Consider the following 15588-nt stretch of genomic DNA (forward strand, 5'->3'; position numbering starts at 1 on the left):
CTAATCCCTCAATTCTTTTCCAGTTATCTCAAGAAATACATCGTTAAGGCTTGGTCTCGAAGAACTTAGATGATCGTAATCTACACTATAAGCATCAAAAATATCAATAAGCTTATTTATATTATTATTTGATTTAGAAAAGTTAAGCTCAACAAGTCTACCGGATACAGAAACGTCAATTAATGAATCAATTGATTTTATTTTTTGGATAGCCTCATCTGAAATATTATCTGATTCAAAAGATATCTTTTCCTCAAGATCAATCATATCTTTAAGACTATCACTATCACCCTTGGCGATAACTTTGCCCTTATCTAGAATAACAATATAATCACACAAACTTTCAACTTCATCCATATAATGAGAGGTATAAATTATACTTGCTCCGTCTTTATTTAACTTTTTGATGCCTTCCAAAATATTATTTCTCGATTGGGGATCGACCGCGACAGTCGGTTCATCAAAAATAATTAATTCTGGTTTATGGGCAATGCCACAAGCTATATTAAGTCTCCTCAAAAGACCACCAGAAAGTTTTCTAGGTTTAAACTTAAGAAAATCTCCTAGTCCAACTAAATCTACTGTTTCTTGTATGTATGCTTTTCTTTTGTCCTTATCTCTTATATAAAGTCCACAAAAGTAATCAATATTCTCATAGACACTCAATTCATAATAGACTCCTACATCTTGGAAAACAACTCCTATCTTGCTTTTTATGTCATAGGAGGCAGGACTCATTTCCTCACCAAAGATCTTTATCGATCCACTATCTTTACTGAGTAAAGATAAAATACAAGCAATAGTAGTAGACTTGCCAGAACCATTTGGACCCAATAAACCTAATATTTCGCCCTTATACAAATCTAAATCCAAATTATCAACAGCTACAAGATCCTCATACTTTTTAGTCAATCCTTTAACCTCTATTATTTTATCCGCCATAACATTCTCCTTTTAAATATTATAACATATCATATAAATTGATAAAGTAATGATTAGGTAAAGAAAATGTAAAGTAAGCATAAAAAAGACGCTGATTTCTCAGCGTCTTGCACTTATTGGTGCGGGATAAAAGCGATACTTAAACGCTGAAATTACAAAGGTGTAGATAATGACTAGCTCACACTAGGTGGCACTAGCTGAAAATGTTTGTAGGTTACCCACATGTTGCCCACACAATAATAAGGGAGGCTTAAGGTCTCCTTTTTAAATTCTCTTGATCCTTGTATTCTTTTATAAAACAAAAAAGGAGGACCTATGACCCTTTCGTATAAGTAGTTACTCATTGATCAAGTTTAATTCTTTTTTTAGACCTTCTTGGAGAATGTAAGAAAAATTTATATCTTTTTCTCTAGCCATTATGTCTAACCATTGAGGAATAGTCAATGTTTTCTTTACAGACTTATTATTTATTGCCTTTCTTACTGTTGGCATCCAAACACTAACTAATACTGTTTTTTGATTATCTCCGACTTCTATATCTTTTAAATTAGTAGGCACTGGTATTTCTTCATTATCTTCTTCTAATTCCACCATCCACAATCCTAATACATCTTCAGCCATGTATAAAGCTTCTTCATCTGTATCAGCACATGAAAAACATCCTGGTAAGTCTGGAAATTCTATGCTAATACCGTCTTCATCGTAAGAAAAAAGTGCAGGATATACGTACTTATCTTTCATAAAATCACCCCTTTAATTTAAGAACTTAGGGGTTATAATTTAACCCCTGTTTGTCTCTCAATACTTTTTAAAGTCCTGATTGGATAAGAATCTCTAGGACAGGGTACAGTAACTTTTCCTAATCCAGGTTTATCTGGATTAATCAAGTACTTATGACTCCCCCTCTGGACTCCTGTTTCAATCCAACCGTTCTTTTTAAGTATCTTGAGTAGTTCTTTTGAGTTATAACTCTTCATAAGAAGCGTCCTCCTTACATTAATAATATACGTGTTATTATACGTGTGTCAAGATTGTACAGAAGAAAAATAAATAATATATAACATATTCCCTGTACCCCTTGCAATCACTGGCATAGACCCTAATTCATGATATAAGCGATTTTATATCTTTAGGCATACTATAGGTATACTGATATCAACTATAATTTTATTACTTTTAATTTTAGGCACAAAAAAAGAGACAGTTTATAAAAAACCATCTCCAATTTCACCTTTGATAGACACTTCTATCTTTCCCCTACTCACGAAAGGACTTTTTCGCTTTCCGACTAGCCTTATATACTATACCACAAACAAAAAATCCCACCATAAGGCGGGAAATTTCGCAGTCAGCCTAAAGCACGACCAGGTATCTATACTATACCATTCAAAAAAGCCCCGCCAACATAATGACGGGGCAGCATGATATTACGTAGAACTTTATTCTACTAGATTTTACTACTTTTTATTTTTATTTTCCCAAACTTTGGCTTCGATCGCTTCATTTAAAAATTTATTGGAATTTTCAAATTCGTTTTCTAGGATTTTTTTTGTTTCGCTATCCAGCATTTCGATAACTTTGACCTTGGTAGCATTGAAAGCTTCTTCTGCTTCTTTCTTTCCAAAACCTCCCTTGTCTTTTAGTTCTTGTACAAAAGTTTGATTTGTAATATTTACTGCCAAACTTACAATTTCCAAAGCTTTTTCTATCGCTCTTTTTGCTCTTTCATCTTTGATTTTGTACTTGTTTTCATTGATATACTCTGTAAGATATTTAAGTCCTATAAAAAGGGCAGCTGTTAAAATTGTCAATATTATGTTTGTAACTATATTGTTCATTTCTTCCTCCTAAAATTTAGCACTAAAAAAGCGACTACTTTCGTAATCGCTTTAAGATTTATTTTAAATTAAAATATCATCCAAGGTGTAGTATCGCCACTAAGTCTTCTATAAGCTACATATCGTCTTTTTCCGGATGCATCACCAATATAAGATATCCAACGATATCCGTCTCCTTCATATACAGAGTCGTAGTAGATATTTTCCCACGCTCCGTATTGTGCTACTATTGGTGCATCCGTACTTGGATACGCCCTCACATTACATACGGTAGTAGTTAGGCCATGCCAATCTTCATCTTTAACCTTATGCCATTTAGTAGATGAAGTGTTTTTCTTTTTTGGCTTTGGTGTATCATTCGCCCCTATTGGTCTGAAAAATCGCACTGGATAGTCAGAATTATCTAGATACCACCAATATCCCTCAGATTCGTCATTTGTGGTGACAGTCCAGTTTGAGCCAGCGTTACAGTGAATTATCTCGCCTTTTCTTAAAAAGATACCAGTGTGTCCATATGCTCCACCGCTTGCACCTTCTACACCTTTTACAAAGATGTCGCCTTGTCTTACTTCTGAGTAAGAAATCTCTTTTAGGTACTTGCCTTGTCGTGCAAGTCTAAAAAGGTCTTCCGTAGAACCATTCCACATTGATTCAGGGATAAACTCACCTTTTTTAAGGGACTTAAAGGCAAAAGATGAGCAATCGTCAGTATCACTGTAATAGTCGGCTTCTGCCCCTATTCTGCCGCCACCCATCACATACTTAGGCTGATGCCATCTGCTTTTGGCATAATCTACCATTTTCTTTACACTTCCCATACTAACCTCCTTGTGTAAATGCTTATGATAATTTTTTCTCTAAATTTCAACGTTCTTTCTTTACTTTGTGCATATCCGTGTGCACATAAAAGGGACTAGTTTTTACTAGTCCTCATTTTCCTTCTCATTATCAATTATAATATTATCAACTTTAGTATTTAAAACAGTAACATCCTCTTGTATTTTCTTGACCCCTTGCTTAATTTCAGCAAGGGAAGCTCCAGAAGAAGTAGAGTGTACCTCTAGTTTCTCTGACAATCCGCCTAGTTTGCTATTAGTTCCATTAGTACTTACCGCAAACTTTTCATTTAGATCAATTAGCTTTTGGTTACTTTCTTTCTGTAACTGTCTATCTTCTCTCCTCTCTTCTCTTTTAGTATTAGTATCATCTATATATGTCTTCAAGAAGATTGCTGCTATTATTACTAGTGGACCATTTTTAACTATAACTGCTGCCAACCAATCAAGTGTCATTTTATCACCTACCTTTTGTGAGTAATTAATTTTATCCTATCTTCTTCCACCCGTCTGCAAACTCGGTAGGACTAAAAACATTCGCATCTATGATTGACTCATATATAGCCCCCTCAAAGCTTACCTTGTCCCCTTTTTGGTAGGCATCATGGGCACCTGTAGGCTTTTTAAACTCTGCCACTACTTCGCTTGTATTTCCTTCTTCATCTTGGATTTTAACCTTTAGAAATTCCTTATAAAGTGCTGGTGTTTCAGATGGTATCCATGTAGTTTGGCTTGTGTGAGCTTGGATAACTTCGTATATTTTTCCTTGGTAGGTGAATTTATCCCCTTCTTGGTAAGCCTTATCTGTCTTGTACTCATCATATCTTGATAAGATTTCTTCCTTTTGATCGTCTGATAAGTCTTTAGCTAAAGTGATAGTTTTAAGTATAGATTTTATAGTCCTGTCTTGCTCTTCTTGTATCTGTACTAGGTCATCAAGAGCTTTACTTGGATTAAATTCCCTTGCTAGCTTAGATATAGCTCTTTGCTCTAGGATATCATCAGAAAGGTCTGATAAGTCCCCCTTAAAGCTTACGACAAAGTCCCTGTAAGGCTCTTGTAGTGTGAGTCTTACCTTGGTCTCGTCCGTTCCTGTGTAATATGCTTTTTGAATTCTGTACATAAATTCCTCCTAAATTTGTATTTAAAAAGAGAGTCAAACTCTCTTAAATCGCTTGTATTTCCTTGTATTCTCCCTCTGGTGGATATAAGTTTTGTAAATTAACTTCTAAAGACTTTTTATTAGGCACGTAAACATCAGAAGGATAATCCTTATACACTCCTAGTCCATAAATGTATCCATTGGCACTCTCATTAGATAAAATATAAGTCGCCCCTTTTATCTTATCCCCTTTAATTTCTATATAGTGGAAGTCACCAATAGTTTTAGCAGTCTTATAAGTATCACCTTTGTATATCTTTAAAGTTTTATCGATTTTACCATATACCCCTACGTAGTATGTGGCGTTTGGATCTATACTTTCGGATAGTGTTTCATTTGCTCCATCTACAGTCATATTGGATATGAAAGAGTTTAAGTTATCAAAGTAAATTTTTCCATCTTTAAAACTTATTATAGCTTTTCCTTTCTCATAACTAGGCACTGTTAGTTTATTATTATTTAGGAGCAAATTCTCATTTATTCTCATAGTCCCTCCTCTCTTATGATTGATACCTTATCCTCTGGCATAGATACGGTAGTAAAAATCATTTCACCTTTTACTTTTTTACCAAAATTAATTTGATAGTCACTTATATTTGGGGTTACATGGATTGCATATCTTAAAGATTCATCAGTCATGCTATAAAAAAGGATAACCCCTTTATTACTTGATTTGATCCTAAGATTGTACACATCAGTATCAACTTGAACTTTTAAAAAGTCATTTTCTACAAGTTTTCCAATTTCTTTAGGTTTTATCTTTACTTCTCCACCTTCTACCACAGTATCTAAGGTGTAAATCATATTATCTTGATATCTCACATTACTATCAAATATAAGGTCTTTTACTTCTTGTACTTGATTTTTCACATCTTCTTTACCTGCTTTTAAGTCAAGGGTTTTATCTAGATTGTCAAGTTTTGTTTTATAATCGTTAGTAAAGTTGTTATCTGATAGCTCCTTACCTACTTCTTTGTCTACTTTGTCATCTACAACACCGTTTGTAGATGTTATTAGACCTTCTATACGGTGAATTTCATTTGTTAAACCACTAACATCATTCATTGCGTGAGTATGTTGTTTATCAGCTTTGTCACCTAGTGACACACTTAAATTACCAATTTGTTCTCCTAATTCAGAAGCTAATGCCGTATAAATATTATCCACATCTTTTTGCTTAGCATACTCTTTAAGCTGATTGCTTACATCTACACTTGCTAAATCAGCTTTTTTATTGATTTCTTGTATAGATGATTGTTTCTTAGCTTCAATCTCAGCTACTGCGGATTCCTTGTTTGTACCGATAAGCTTTATATACTCTTGTCCGTCTTTTTCTATAGCTTGGATAGTGCTTTCGCTTTTCTCATCTATCTTTTCAAGCTGACCTTCAAGCCTTTTCTCGGACTCCTTTTCAACACCATCTCTAATTTCTTCAAAAGTTTGTTTCGCTCTTTCTGCTCTTTCAGTATTTGGTAGGTCTCTGAACCCTTTAACTACCCTTATGATAAAGTCCCTATCAGATGGAAAGACATAGCCTGCTACACTTATGTCAAGGATATAGTCATCTTCACTTAAGTTTCCAGGCAAAGAAAAAGAGACTATAGAGCCTTGCACTCGACTTGTAATCTCCCAGTATTTACCTTTTAAAGTGTATAAGGCAACTTGTGCTGTTTGACCGTCAAGGTCTACTTCTCTACCTATAGCATCTTGAAGGATAAAAGACATAGTAGAAGACCTATCAGCTTGCTTGATGACTGTTCCGCCTGCTATCTGCCTTAGGTTTGTAGTGTCCATCTACTCCTCCACTTCTTCGTCTTTATCTACTTCTTTCTTAATTTCTTTAAAGTCTTCTAGCTCTTTTTTAAGTTGTTGATTTTCTTCTTTTAAATCAATGTTCATAGCTGTAAGTAACGCTACATCGTGGTTACTTTTAGCCAGCATATCTGAGTAAATTGTAATTATATCTGCCATATATCCTCCTATAGTTTTCTGAGTTTACCATTAGTTTTTACATACACGCCATCTCTAGAAATGACTAAGCCGCTATCAGCGCCTCTTATCAAGAAACCTACTCCGTCACTGTAATTTTTAAATTGAATGCCGTTCATATAAATATCTGTATTGAAGTATGCTAGACCTTTAAACTCCGTATTGTGGTATACCGTGATAGGAAACCCCGACCTACGGTTTAATCGTCCCCCATAGTCCATAGAGATATAACTTTCCCAAACTCTTTTACTGCCGTTCCAGTAGGCTAAGCTTAGATAGGCCGATGTATAGTGACCAATACTCATAGCCATTTCTCCTGAATCATATCCACGTGTAACTCTGACATTTCCATATTCTCCGCCATCGCCTCTGTAGTCAGCAAATCCTATACGGTTATGCTCCATCTTGATACCGACTCCGTCATCTTTGTCTATAGTCTCAAAGCTCCCTTTAACTGTAACATCACCTTGTAAGTCTATCCTAGATGCTGCTATTTTTACTTGCTCAGGCGATTGGTTTATTTCGGATATAATTTCATTCTTTGAAACTTTATGAGTAATTAGACCAGCAGCCATATTAAGTTGCGATTGAACTGTGGAAATTGTATCTCCTTGTCGGAGTAAATATTCACCAAAAGTATTGACGGTTGTTTGAACTTCTCCTACGCTAGCACTTATCATCTTATCAGTTTGGTATAAACTTGCGTAGTTATTAGATACATAAGTCTTGTAGTTAGATAGCTCCCTGTCAGTATAGGTCTTCATCTCACCTTGAAGATTCTTAGCATAAGTCTTAGTTTCCGTTATTTGTGCTTCAACACTTCGAGTAAGCGAGCTTACACTAGTACTTATCTTTTCATTAGTTATATCCACCTTAGACTTCATCTCTAGAAGTTCCCTTTCAAGGGTCACATCTTTTATTTCTCTCTCTTTTTTATAAGTGATGAAGTCGTTTTGGTTTGATTTTACAAGCTCATCGAGATTTGTCATATCATACTTGACTGTACCTATCTGTCTTTTTAGATCTTCGTCTAGCTGGTATATCTCTTCATGAAAAGAGTTGCTCTGGTTTTCCATCTCTTTACGAGTTTCTGCTATTCTTTCTAATGCTCCTGCTATCTCAGCCTTTCTTTGCTCGATTTCTTGGATATTTTTATCTTGCGTATACTTATAGTCGGCTACCGTGATATTTATACCGTCGATAGTCTTGTCAATTTCCATCTGCTTATTGACAATCGGCTTGGTTTGCCCTGTTTTAGGGTCTACATAGGTGGTTGACTCTGATATTTTTTCATATATCTTTTTATCTGTTTGGAGCCTCTCAGTCTTGTAGGTCTTAAAACTATCGTCAGTGTACCTTTTTGCGGTAGCTACTGAACTTTTAATAGCATCCTCTGTGGTTTCAAACCTTACCCTGGTCTCTTCCCACATCTCTTTTGTAAGCTCGATAGTTTCGTCTAGGTCGTCCACCATATCTAAAGGCTTGTTTGCAAGGCTTATGTCATTATTAAAAGGCTTATAAGGATAGAACTTTCCTGAAAGAATTCTATATCTTTCTTTAACTTTTCTATCTCTATCTACAAGATATACATAATCTCCTACATCATACTTTTGACCTTTTACCCCTACGGCATCAGATAAGTCTTTGACCTTAAGTTTTATGGTAATTCTAGGTCTTGATAAAGCTTTAAGCTTTCTAGCTGCTTCATCTTTCAGATTTTGGATATTGGTATATCTTTCATCTTTCCAGTGATAAGTTATGGTCTTAAAACAATAAGATTTATCTTCAAGATAATCTTTTCCGTCGTTGATTTGGTTGATTTTAAGTCCGTTCATACCCTCAGGAATTATCCTAGTGGCAAAGTCAAAGGATTCTTCTGTGATATCCTTATCGTCAATATCTAGATCATCAAAGAAGCACTTGCCCCTATCTTCGCCTAGCTCTTTGCCAAAGATGATTAAGTTTTCTTCTGCGTGTATTTTAAATTCACAATCAAACTTTTTTACCGCTAACTTTATAGCTTCCCATGAGTCCATGTGATCGGCGGTCATAGTTCTACGCCCTTCAATTTGCCCTACAATCTTATAAGACCATGAAGAAGGTAGAATTCCCTTGATTATGGTTTCAAAGTCCTTGTGGGGGAAGTTTACACTCTTTAAAAAGTTATATTGTAGAGTATAGACCGCCTGTCTTGCCTCTATCTTGTATCCCTCATAAAAAGGTTCAATATTCTTAACTTCATATGTCTCTTTATCATGACTGATTAAGCATTCCGCTTGAAAAAGGTATCTGAAATCTTTAGGGATTTCAAAAAATACTTTAGTAAGCTTGTTAATTTCCTTCTCATACTCTAGGTTCTTGTATAAGGAAAAAGGGGACTCTTCCATATCTTGTAAAGTGTATACTAGCATATAACTCTCCCTTCAAACTCCATAAAGCACCTAATATCTCCGTCTGATTCAACTAGTAGCTCTACATAATCATCTATATAGGGAAAACTGAAAGTATAGTACTGATATTCAATAGTTGCCTGATATAAGCCTTCTTCTGCATCAATTCTAGTCGTTTCATCAACATTTAAAAGCTCTATATCATCATCAAATCCCTTTATACTTACCCTTGGCGACTCTCCTTCAAAGTAAAAGCGGCAAGGAGTGGGTAAATTCCCATTATTATATATAGTTACTTTTTTATTTAGAGGTAGTTCTATACGCTGAGTATTTAGCATAGCTATAGCCTTGCCTTTGAAGGTGACTACTTGATACCAATATCTAGTTTCTACGCTCTCAGCTAAAAATCTGCCTTTATAAAAAACTTCATTATCAAAAGTTATTGTTGCTATATCTAGTAATTTAGATACTTTATTTCTGTTTTCTCTTATCTTTTCTTTACTTCCCTTAAACTCTATAGAAAAAGAGACGGGCGTAAAAGCCAATCTCTCTTTACTATAAAATATCAAACCTGTATCAGATATAAATTCGTCCCTGTCAATTTCGGTATTCCCTATATCAGGATACGCCAAAACATGGGCATCATACTTTCTTAGGTCTTTAATTAAATTTATAGGTAGTTTTTTCAACCTCTACGCCTCCTTTCTTTTGATATTTCTTGGCTCACTATCGGAGCTACTGCTTTTCCTATTTCTCTACTATCTAGATTGATAACGCTAGTTACAGCCCCATTCTTCACCTCAACTTGTACGTCTTGTTGGTGCTGGATTGCCCCACCACTAAAGTTATAGGCTAAATCAGTTCCTAACTTGCTGTTATTTAGTAGAACTGTTTTTTTTGCTTTGTCTCTTATAGCTTCCATGGTATTTCTAATCTTTTTAACAGCAAAACCTTCTTCATCTTCAATACCAATTCCTAGACCTTTAGTAAGCATGCGACCAACTTCGTCTCTCATCACTCTTGAAGGTGAATGGATAGCAGCTGCTCTTTTAGCTGCCCATACTGCAGATTGCATAACTGAAACTGCAGCTGATATTACACCAGATCTACCGCCATATATACCACCTGCAAGTCCAGACATAAGGTTATATCCAGCAGAAGAGAAAGAACCTCGATAGCCATTTACAGTTCCAACCATACTAGAGCACATAGAAGATACGGTTGACTTAGCTCTACTTGCTCCACTACTTATAGCGGATACAAGACCATTCATCATAGAAGTAGCTTGACTTTTTATAGCACTTGACGTTGACCTCATCTGAGACTTTATGCTATTTCCCATAGAAGTGAATTGAGTTTTTGCTTTATTTGACCCACTAGTTACTGTTGAAGCAAAGTTATTCATCATACTTCTAGATTGACTAGTGATATTTGAGCTTAGGCTTGTAAAGGACGAATTTATATTGGATTGTAGTCCAGTAAAAACCCCCTGTACTCTGTTAGCTCCGCTTGTCACACTAGATGTTATGCTATTCATCATAGAGTTAGCACTTGCACTAGCGTTGCTTGATGTAGCGTTTAGGCTTGATTGAATTTGGTTGCCCATGGAGTTTACATCAGCTACCGCTTTACTAGATCCTGAGCTTATAGCACTTGTATAGCCTTCCATAGAGGTTTGCCCTGCACTTGCGAAGCCTTGTGCCTTACTGTCTAGGTTATCTACTGCACCTTGTCCTACCGCTTCTGTTGAAGCATCTACAGTAGGCTTGGATAGGTCTATACCTCCCGCAAACTGAGTGCCTAGCTCATTACCTTTGGTTTGGGCTTGTTCGCTACTTGCGTCTAGGTTGTCTGTTGCGGTCTGTCCTAGCATTTGTGACCTTGTAGTTACATCCATGGTAGAGCTTTCTATACCATCTGCGAAGTTGGTACCAGTATTCAAACCTTTTTGTTTTGAGTTATCAAAAAGTAGGGATGATCTAGCCTCTAAAGGATTAGAAAATGTATTTTGGTAGGCTGTTGATACATCCGCTTCGCCTGATGATACCCCTTGACCATATGCTGTGACATTGTCATAGCCTAATCGACTCAAAGCTTCTTGAATATTAGCTTCACTTAACCCCATGTTTTTTAGAGCAGTATAGGCTTGTTCTGCTGTTGCACGGCCTGCATCTGTACCTGCACCAAAGCCTTCCATATTAAGATATCCAGCTTGGTTCATTGCCTCTATAGCTTGTAAAGAGGTTAATCCCGATGCTATAAGCTGTCTGTATACCCCTAAGGCTTGTTCACTAGCTGAGCCTGAACCTTGTGCAAAGGCATCTACATTTATCTGCCCTTTGCTAAACATCTCGTCAAAGGCTTCTAGTTCAGTAAGTCCCATATCCATCATGGTCTTATATTCATTTAGGATGCTTTCTTTGCCCTCGGCGGTTCCTGTTTGATAGCCTTCCATATTCTTTCGGGCAATCTCGGTGGTTTTTTCTACAGCTTCTATTTCGCTAAAGCCATCCTCCATAAATTGTTGGAGCATTTCTCTATAAGTTTGCCCACCTTCTTCTGTACCATTGACGTATCCGTCTATATTAAGACCTGCAACCTCAAAGAACTTTTCCGCTGCTTCCATAGTATCAAGACCAGATGTTCTTATAGCTGTGTAAGCACTTCTTACATTCTCTGAGCCTTCGTATACTGCTTGGGCATATTCTTCTACGCTTGCCTTACCTTCTTGTCTTATAATAGCTCTAGCGTCTGAGTCTGAAACTCCACCTTGGATTAGGTCTTTATAGGCTGTTGATATATCTGTAGTTCCCTCTTTCAGACCATCAACTACTCCTTGAACCATGTTTTCTCCAGTAGGCTTGGTTTCTCCTCCGTCTACTGAATCATTTACTTTTTTAGGTAAGTCTTTAGCCTTGTCGGAAACTTTATTTTCGTTTTCTTCCCAACCTTGCTTGATACCATCTACAAAGGATTTACCTATGTCTTTAAGTTTGCCTACACCAGCTTTTAGCTTGCTACCTAGTACTGATATAAGACCTTTAGAGTGGACATCAGCAAAGAAGCCTTTAGCTGCATCTATACCATCGCCTATCTTATTAACTAAAGATTTTCCGACATTTACAAGAGCAGAAGCTCCTTGTTTTATCTTATTGGCAATAGATCCTACTATTTTACCCGCTGAATTTGCTATCTTAGGTATATCAAGGTTGAACCCTTTGGCAATAGCAATCGCTAAAATTCCGCCCGCTACAACTAAGCCTGCTGGATGTGAGAGGATTTTAATTATAAATGGAATTATTTTCCCTGCAACTGCTGATATTTTCCCAAAACCTAAAGACATTCCATGCCCTAGTTTATCTAGTATAGCTTGTCCACTAGGACCAATAAGAGACTTAGAGTGACTGTCAATCGCAGATTTTATAGTATTTACTAGGCCTTTAGCAGAGCTTTTTAGTCTATCTTGACCCTCCAAAATAGATATAGCTAATAAATCGACTGTATCTTTTCCGCTTTTAGCGATAGGTCCAATAGATTTATTGATTCCATTTGTCAAGAATTTGATAAGCTTACTGCCTGTTTTATTTAGCTTAGTTCCACCGTTGTTGAAAGATGTTATTAAACTACTAATAACGCCATTAGCAGACTTACTAACAGCTACTTTCTCACCTAGTATTCCTTTGGCTAAGGAAGCCATCATCTTTTTAGCAACATCTACTCCCTTGAAAGCCATAAATGCAATAGATAAAGCTTTTAATACCTCTGGTGCTGCTTTAACAATTACATCAGTATTATCTACAATTCCTCTAGCTATAGCTTTAAGTAGGTCAAACCCAACTTTTAAAAGTTTTGCAGCATTTTTATTAAAGCTTTCTGCTAGCTTTCCTATAATCTCTATAGCTTTTGGCACTAAGATATGAGCATTTGCTGTAAGTCCTTCTGCAAGTTTAACTAAAATATCTCCACCTACTTCAAAAAGCTTTGCCCCTACTTCCATAAAGGCAGAAACTAGAGTGGTTATAATTTCCGCTGCACTACTTGCTAGCTTGTCAGAATTATTTTGTAGCCCATCAAGTAAACTTAAGATTATAGTCTTACCTGCTTCTATAAATTTAGGAGCTTTCTCCGCTATCGCAACTGCTCCCTCTGCTATCATATCACCTAAGACTTTTGGAAGGCGTCCTATATCCCTTGTAACAACCTTGTTGAGTCTATCAACCTGCTTAGTTACTGATTGGACTACTTCTCTAAAAGGTGTGTCTACATGCTCAAAAAGTGCTATACCTAAGCCTTCTAGTGCTGACTTTAAGATGGTGATATCCCCTTTGAGGTTATCATTCATGGTCTTAGCCATTTTTTCTGCAGCACCTGCGGAGTTGTTTATTGAGTTAGTTAAGCTGTTAAAATCTTCTTCGCTAGCATTCAAAATTGCCAGCATACCCGCCATGGCTTCTTTACCAAAAAGAGTTGTGGCAGCTTGAGTTTTTTGTTCTTCGCTTAAACCACTAAATGATTGCCTCATCTCTCCCATAAGTTGGTTAAAAGGTTTGATTTCGCCATTGGAATCCGTTATTGAAATTCCTAGTCGCTCCATCTCGCTTGCAACTTCATTGGTTGGAGAAGATAACCTTAGTAGTGCGGATCTTAAAGAAGTTCCCGATTGACTCCCTTTAATACCAGCATTAGCCATCAATCCCAAAGCTACAGAAACATCTTGTACTTTGTACCCTAAGGCTCCAGCAACTGGGGCTACATACTTAAATGATTCCCCTAGCATGCCTACTTTGGTATTAGAAGCAGTAGAAGCTGCAGCCAAGACGTCGACAAACTCGCTTGTATCTTGTGCAGTAAGACCAAAAGCGGTTAAGGCGTCAGTCACGATATCAGAGGTAGTTCCTAAATCCTCGCCAGAAGCAGCAGCTAGGTTCATAATTCCTGGTAAACCATCAAGCATTTCTTTACTAGTCCAACCCGCCATACCCATGTACTTAAGGGCTTCTGCTGATTGAGTGGCTGAAAACTTAGTAGTAGCCCCCATCTCTTTTGCTTTTGATCTAAGGGCTTCTAGTTCTTTGCTTGATGATTTGGATATAGCTTGAACCTCACTCATAGAAGCATCAAAATCTGCCCCTGCTTTTGCTGAATAAGCTCCAAATCCTACAGCTGCAACTCCTGCAGCTTTAAAGCCTGTCTTAATTCCACTTACCGCCTTGTCAGTAACACTTTTTATACCGTTACCTGCAGCGGTTGCCATAGAGGTAAGAGAAGACAAGCCACTTTTAAATCCTGAGGTGTCTAGCTTGGTATCAAATAGCAGTTTACCATCACTTGCCATAAGTCACCTCACTTTCTTTATATTTGCATGCTTGCCATCATAGACCTTGCAAAGGATATTTCTTTTTCCTCCTCGGTTCTTTCATCTGGCAAGGCATATATTTTTTTCATTTGTCTATAAAATTTCTTTTCATCTTTACTCATCTTTGAAGTGATTTTCATAGATCTAAAAGACATGATTTTTGAGAAAAGACACTTATCACTAAGGCCATTAAAAAGAGCTTTAAACTCCCACCAATGCAAGTGATCGGTAAAAAGATTGATATTGTAGCACTCCATATAGGCTGAATAGATATAAGACCAGTCATGTTCATAAGAATAAATTTTCTTAGGTTTGCTAAAGTCTGAATCTTCTTCCTCGCCTTCTTCTTTTTTTCTGCCCTCATCTATCTTTTCACCTAGGCTATAGAATTGCAGAAGTGCATCAAACAGCTTTTCAAGGTCGTCTAGGCTTGATATAGATACATCTTCCGCCAAACATAAATTTAAGACCTCTATCACTTGCTTTTCTGAATCTTGGCTTTTGTCAAGCATAAGCTCCTCATACTTAATCCAAGTTCTAAAATCTGTTTTTATAGCTATGCGCTCACCACCTACATCTACATAGTTAGGTAATTCTTTAGTTAAGTAGCTCACTTCTCATCAACTATAATTCCGTCTACTGCCCCCTTATTTCTGTTGACAATAAAGGTTTTAGTTAGTTCTATAAGCTCTTTGTTAGCTTTATCTACTTCTCCGATTAAGTAGTTTCCAATACCTAGGTAGTCAGTAAGTAAGAGGTCATCTCCCCCAAATACTTTCTCTTGGATATCATCCATAGCTCCTAATCCTAAAATAGTATCATAAGCCCTTCTAAGTGCTTGCTTAGCCTCAGCAGAAGACATAGTTTTAAAATCTAGTTTGCCTATATCTGTAAGCTTTTGGGCAAGGTCAGTATCATGTTCTACTTCGTAGTTTAGATATTTTGTTTCGCCTTGATCGCCTGTGTACTCAAATTCAAATTTTATAAGGTGTCTTTTTTGTCTTTTAAATGCCATAATTTACTCCTTTTATTGTTTTTTATATTTTTATGAAAAGAAAAAGGGAGCTTGTCGCTC

15 protein-coding genes are annotated in these 15588 nt (G+C 36.6%); all 15 read right to left on the minus strand.

Translation table 11 applies throughout. The features are described from left to right. The gene (locus tag E0D87_RS00805; RefSeq protein WP_130818966.1) at positions 1–942 is read right to left on the minus strand and encodes an ABC transporter ATP-binding protein; all 942 of its coding nucleotides are present in this window, start codon (positions 940–942) and stop codon (positions 1–3) included. Positions 943–1278: 336 nt separating this feature from the next. Further along, positions 1279–1683: a type II toxin-antitoxin system HicB family antitoxin gene (locus E0D87_RS00810; protein WP_130818967.1), complete on the minus strand. Its 405-nt coding sequence runs from the start codon at positions 1681–1683 to the stop codon at positions 1279–1281. A 32-nt stretch (positions 1684–1715) separates the two neighbouring features. Continuing rightward, positions 1716–1919 (minus strand): type II toxin-antitoxin system HicA family toxin, encoded by a 204-nt coding sequence (locus tag E0D87_RS00815; RefSeq protein ID WP_130818968.1) that lies wholly within the window; start codon positions 1917–1919, stop codon positions 1716–1718. Between the two features lie 480 nt (positions 1920–2399). Next, complete coding sequence (locus E0D87_RS00820) at positions 2400–2780, minus strand: hypothetical protein (protein WP_130818969.1); 381 nt, start codon at positions 2778–2780, stop codon at positions 2400–2402. Positions 2781–2848: 68 nt separating this feature from the next. Next, entirely contained in the window at positions 2849–3598 is a 750-nt protein-coding gene (locus E0D87_RS00825; RefSeq protein WP_130818970.1) for a peptidoglycan amidohydrolase family protein, read from the minus strand. Positions 3599–3703: 105 nt separating this feature from the next. Beyond that, positions 3704–4072 carry a hypothetical protein gene (locus E0D87_RS00830; RefSeq protein ID WP_130818971.1) on the minus strand — a complete coding sequence of 123 codons (369 nt, stop codon included), beginning with the start codon at positions 4070–4072 and terminating at the stop codon, positions 3704–3706. A gap of 31 nt (positions 4073–4103) precedes the next feature. Beyond that, positions 4104–4739 (minus strand): carbohydrate-binding protein, encoded by a 636-nt coding sequence (locus E0D87_RS00835; protein ID WP_130818972.1) that lies wholly within the window; start codon positions 4737–4739, stop codon positions 4104–4106. 43 nt (positions 4740–4782) lie between these two features. Beyond that, the gene (locus tag E0D87_RS00840) at positions 4783–5265 is read right to left on the minus strand and encodes a hypothetical protein (protein WP_130818973.1); all 483 of its coding nucleotides are present in this window, start codon (positions 5263–5265) and stop codon (positions 4783–4785) included. After that, positions 5262–6572: a hypothetical protein gene (locus E0D87_RS00845; RefSeq protein ID WP_130818974.1), complete on the minus strand. Its 1311-nt coding sequence runs from the start codon at positions 6570–6572 to the stop codon at positions 5262–5264. The genes E0D87_RS00840 and E0D87_RS00845 overlap by 4 nt, the downstream gene beginning before the upstream one ends. Continuing rightward, positions 6573–6749: a hypothetical protein gene (locus E0D87_RS09055; RefSeq protein WP_165442715.1), complete on the minus strand. Its 177-nt coding sequence runs from the start codon at positions 6747–6749 to the stop codon at positions 6573–6575. A gap of 8 nt (positions 6750–6757) precedes the next feature. Then, a complete protein-coding gene (locus tag E0D87_RS00850) occupies positions 6758–9178 on the minus strand; it encodes a phage tail protein (protein ID WP_130818975.1) in 2421 nt (806 codons plus the stop codon). Further along, positions 9172–9846, minus strand: a complete 675-nt coding sequence (locus E0D87_RS00855) for a hypothetical protein (protein ID WP_242618425.1) — start codon at positions 9844–9846, stop codon at positions 9172–9174. The genes E0D87_RS00850 and E0D87_RS00855 overlap by 7 nt, the downstream gene beginning before the upstream one ends. After that, positions 9843–14492, minus strand: a complete 4650-nt coding sequence (locus E0D87_RS00860; RefSeq protein WP_130818976.1) for a phage tail tape measure protein — start codon at positions 14490–14492, stop codon at positions 9843–9845. The genes E0D87_RS00855 and E0D87_RS00860 overlap by 4 nt, the downstream gene beginning before the upstream one ends. A gap of 17 nt (positions 14493–14509) precedes the next feature. Then, complete coding sequence (locus E0D87_RS00865; protein WP_130818977.1) at positions 14510–15127, minus strand: Gp15 family bacteriophage protein; 618 nt, start codon at positions 15125–15127, stop codon at positions 14510–14512. Next, the gene (locus E0D87_RS00870) at positions 15124–15528 is read right to left on the minus strand and encodes a hypothetical protein (RefSeq protein ID WP_130818978.1); all 405 of its coding nucleotides are present in this window, start codon (positions 15526–15528) and stop codon (positions 15124–15126) included. Before E0D87_RS00870 ends, E0D87_RS00865 begins: the two co-directional genes overlap by 4 nt. Between the last annotated feature and the right edge of the window lie 60 nt (positions 15529–15588).

This window comes from Anaerococcus vaginimassiliensis (assembly GCF_900626155.1).
Lineage (GTDB): Bacteria > Bacillota > Clostridia > Tissierellales > Peptoniphilaceae > Anaerococcus > Anaerococcus vaginimassiliensis.

What these genes read in the sequence shown, in the direction of transcription:
- E0D87_RS00815 (WP_130818968.1), bottom strand. Translation starts at nt 1,919, where the DNA reads ATGAAGAGTTATAACTCAAAAGAACTACTCAAGATACTTAAAAAGAAC.
- E0D87_RS00825 (WP_130818970.1), bottom strand. Translation starts at nt 3,598, where the DNA reads ATGGGAAGTGTAAAGAAAATGGTAGATTATGCCAAAAGCAGATGGCAT.
- E0D87_RS00870 (WP_130818978.1), bottom strand. Translation starts at nt 15,528, where the DNA reads ATGGCATTTAAAAGACAAAAAAGACACCTTATAAAATTTGAATTTGAG.
- E0D87_RS00840 (WP_130818973.1), bottom strand. Translation starts at nt 5,265, where the DNA reads ATGAGAATAAATGAGAATTTGCTCCTAAATAATAATAAACTAACAGTG.
- E0D87_RS00835 (WP_130818972.1), bottom strand. Translation starts at nt 4,739, where the DNA reads ATGTACAGAATTCAAAAAGCATATTACACAGGAACGGACGAGACCAAG.
- E0D87_RS00860 (WP_130818976.1), bottom strand. Translation starts at nt 14,492, where the DNA reads ATGGCAAGTGATGGTAAACTGCTATTTGATACCAAGCTAGACACCTCA.
- E0D87_RS00830 (WP_130818971.1), bottom strand. Translation starts at nt 4,072, where the DNA reads ATGACACTTGATTGGTTGGCAGCAGTTATAGTTAAAAATGGTCCACTA.
- E0D87_RS09055 (WP_165442715.1), bottom strand. Translation starts at nt 6,749, where the DNA reads ATGGCAGATATAATTACAATTTACTCAGATATGCTGGCTAAAAGTAAC.
- E0D87_RS00805 (WP_130818966.1), bottom strand. Translation starts at nt 942, where the DNA reads ATGGCGGATAAAATAATAGAGGTTAAAGGATTGACTAAAAAGTATGAG.
- E0D87_RS00850 (WP_130818975.1), bottom strand. Translation starts at nt 9,178, where the DNA reads ATGCTAGTATACACTTTACAAGATATGGAAGAGTCCCCTTTTTCCTTA.
- E0D87_RS00845 (WP_130818974.1), bottom strand. Translation starts at nt 6,572, where the DNA reads ATGGACACTACAAACCTAAGGCAGATAGCAGGCGGAACAGTCATCAAG.
- E0D87_RS00810 (WP_130818967.1), bottom strand. Translation starts at nt 1,683, where the DNA reads ATGAAAGATAAGTACGTATATCCTGCACTTTTTTCTTACGATGAAGAC.
- E0D87_RS00820 (WP_130818969.1), bottom strand. Translation starts at nt 2,780, where the DNA reads ATGAACAATATAGTTACAAACATAATATTGACAATTTTAACAGCTGCC.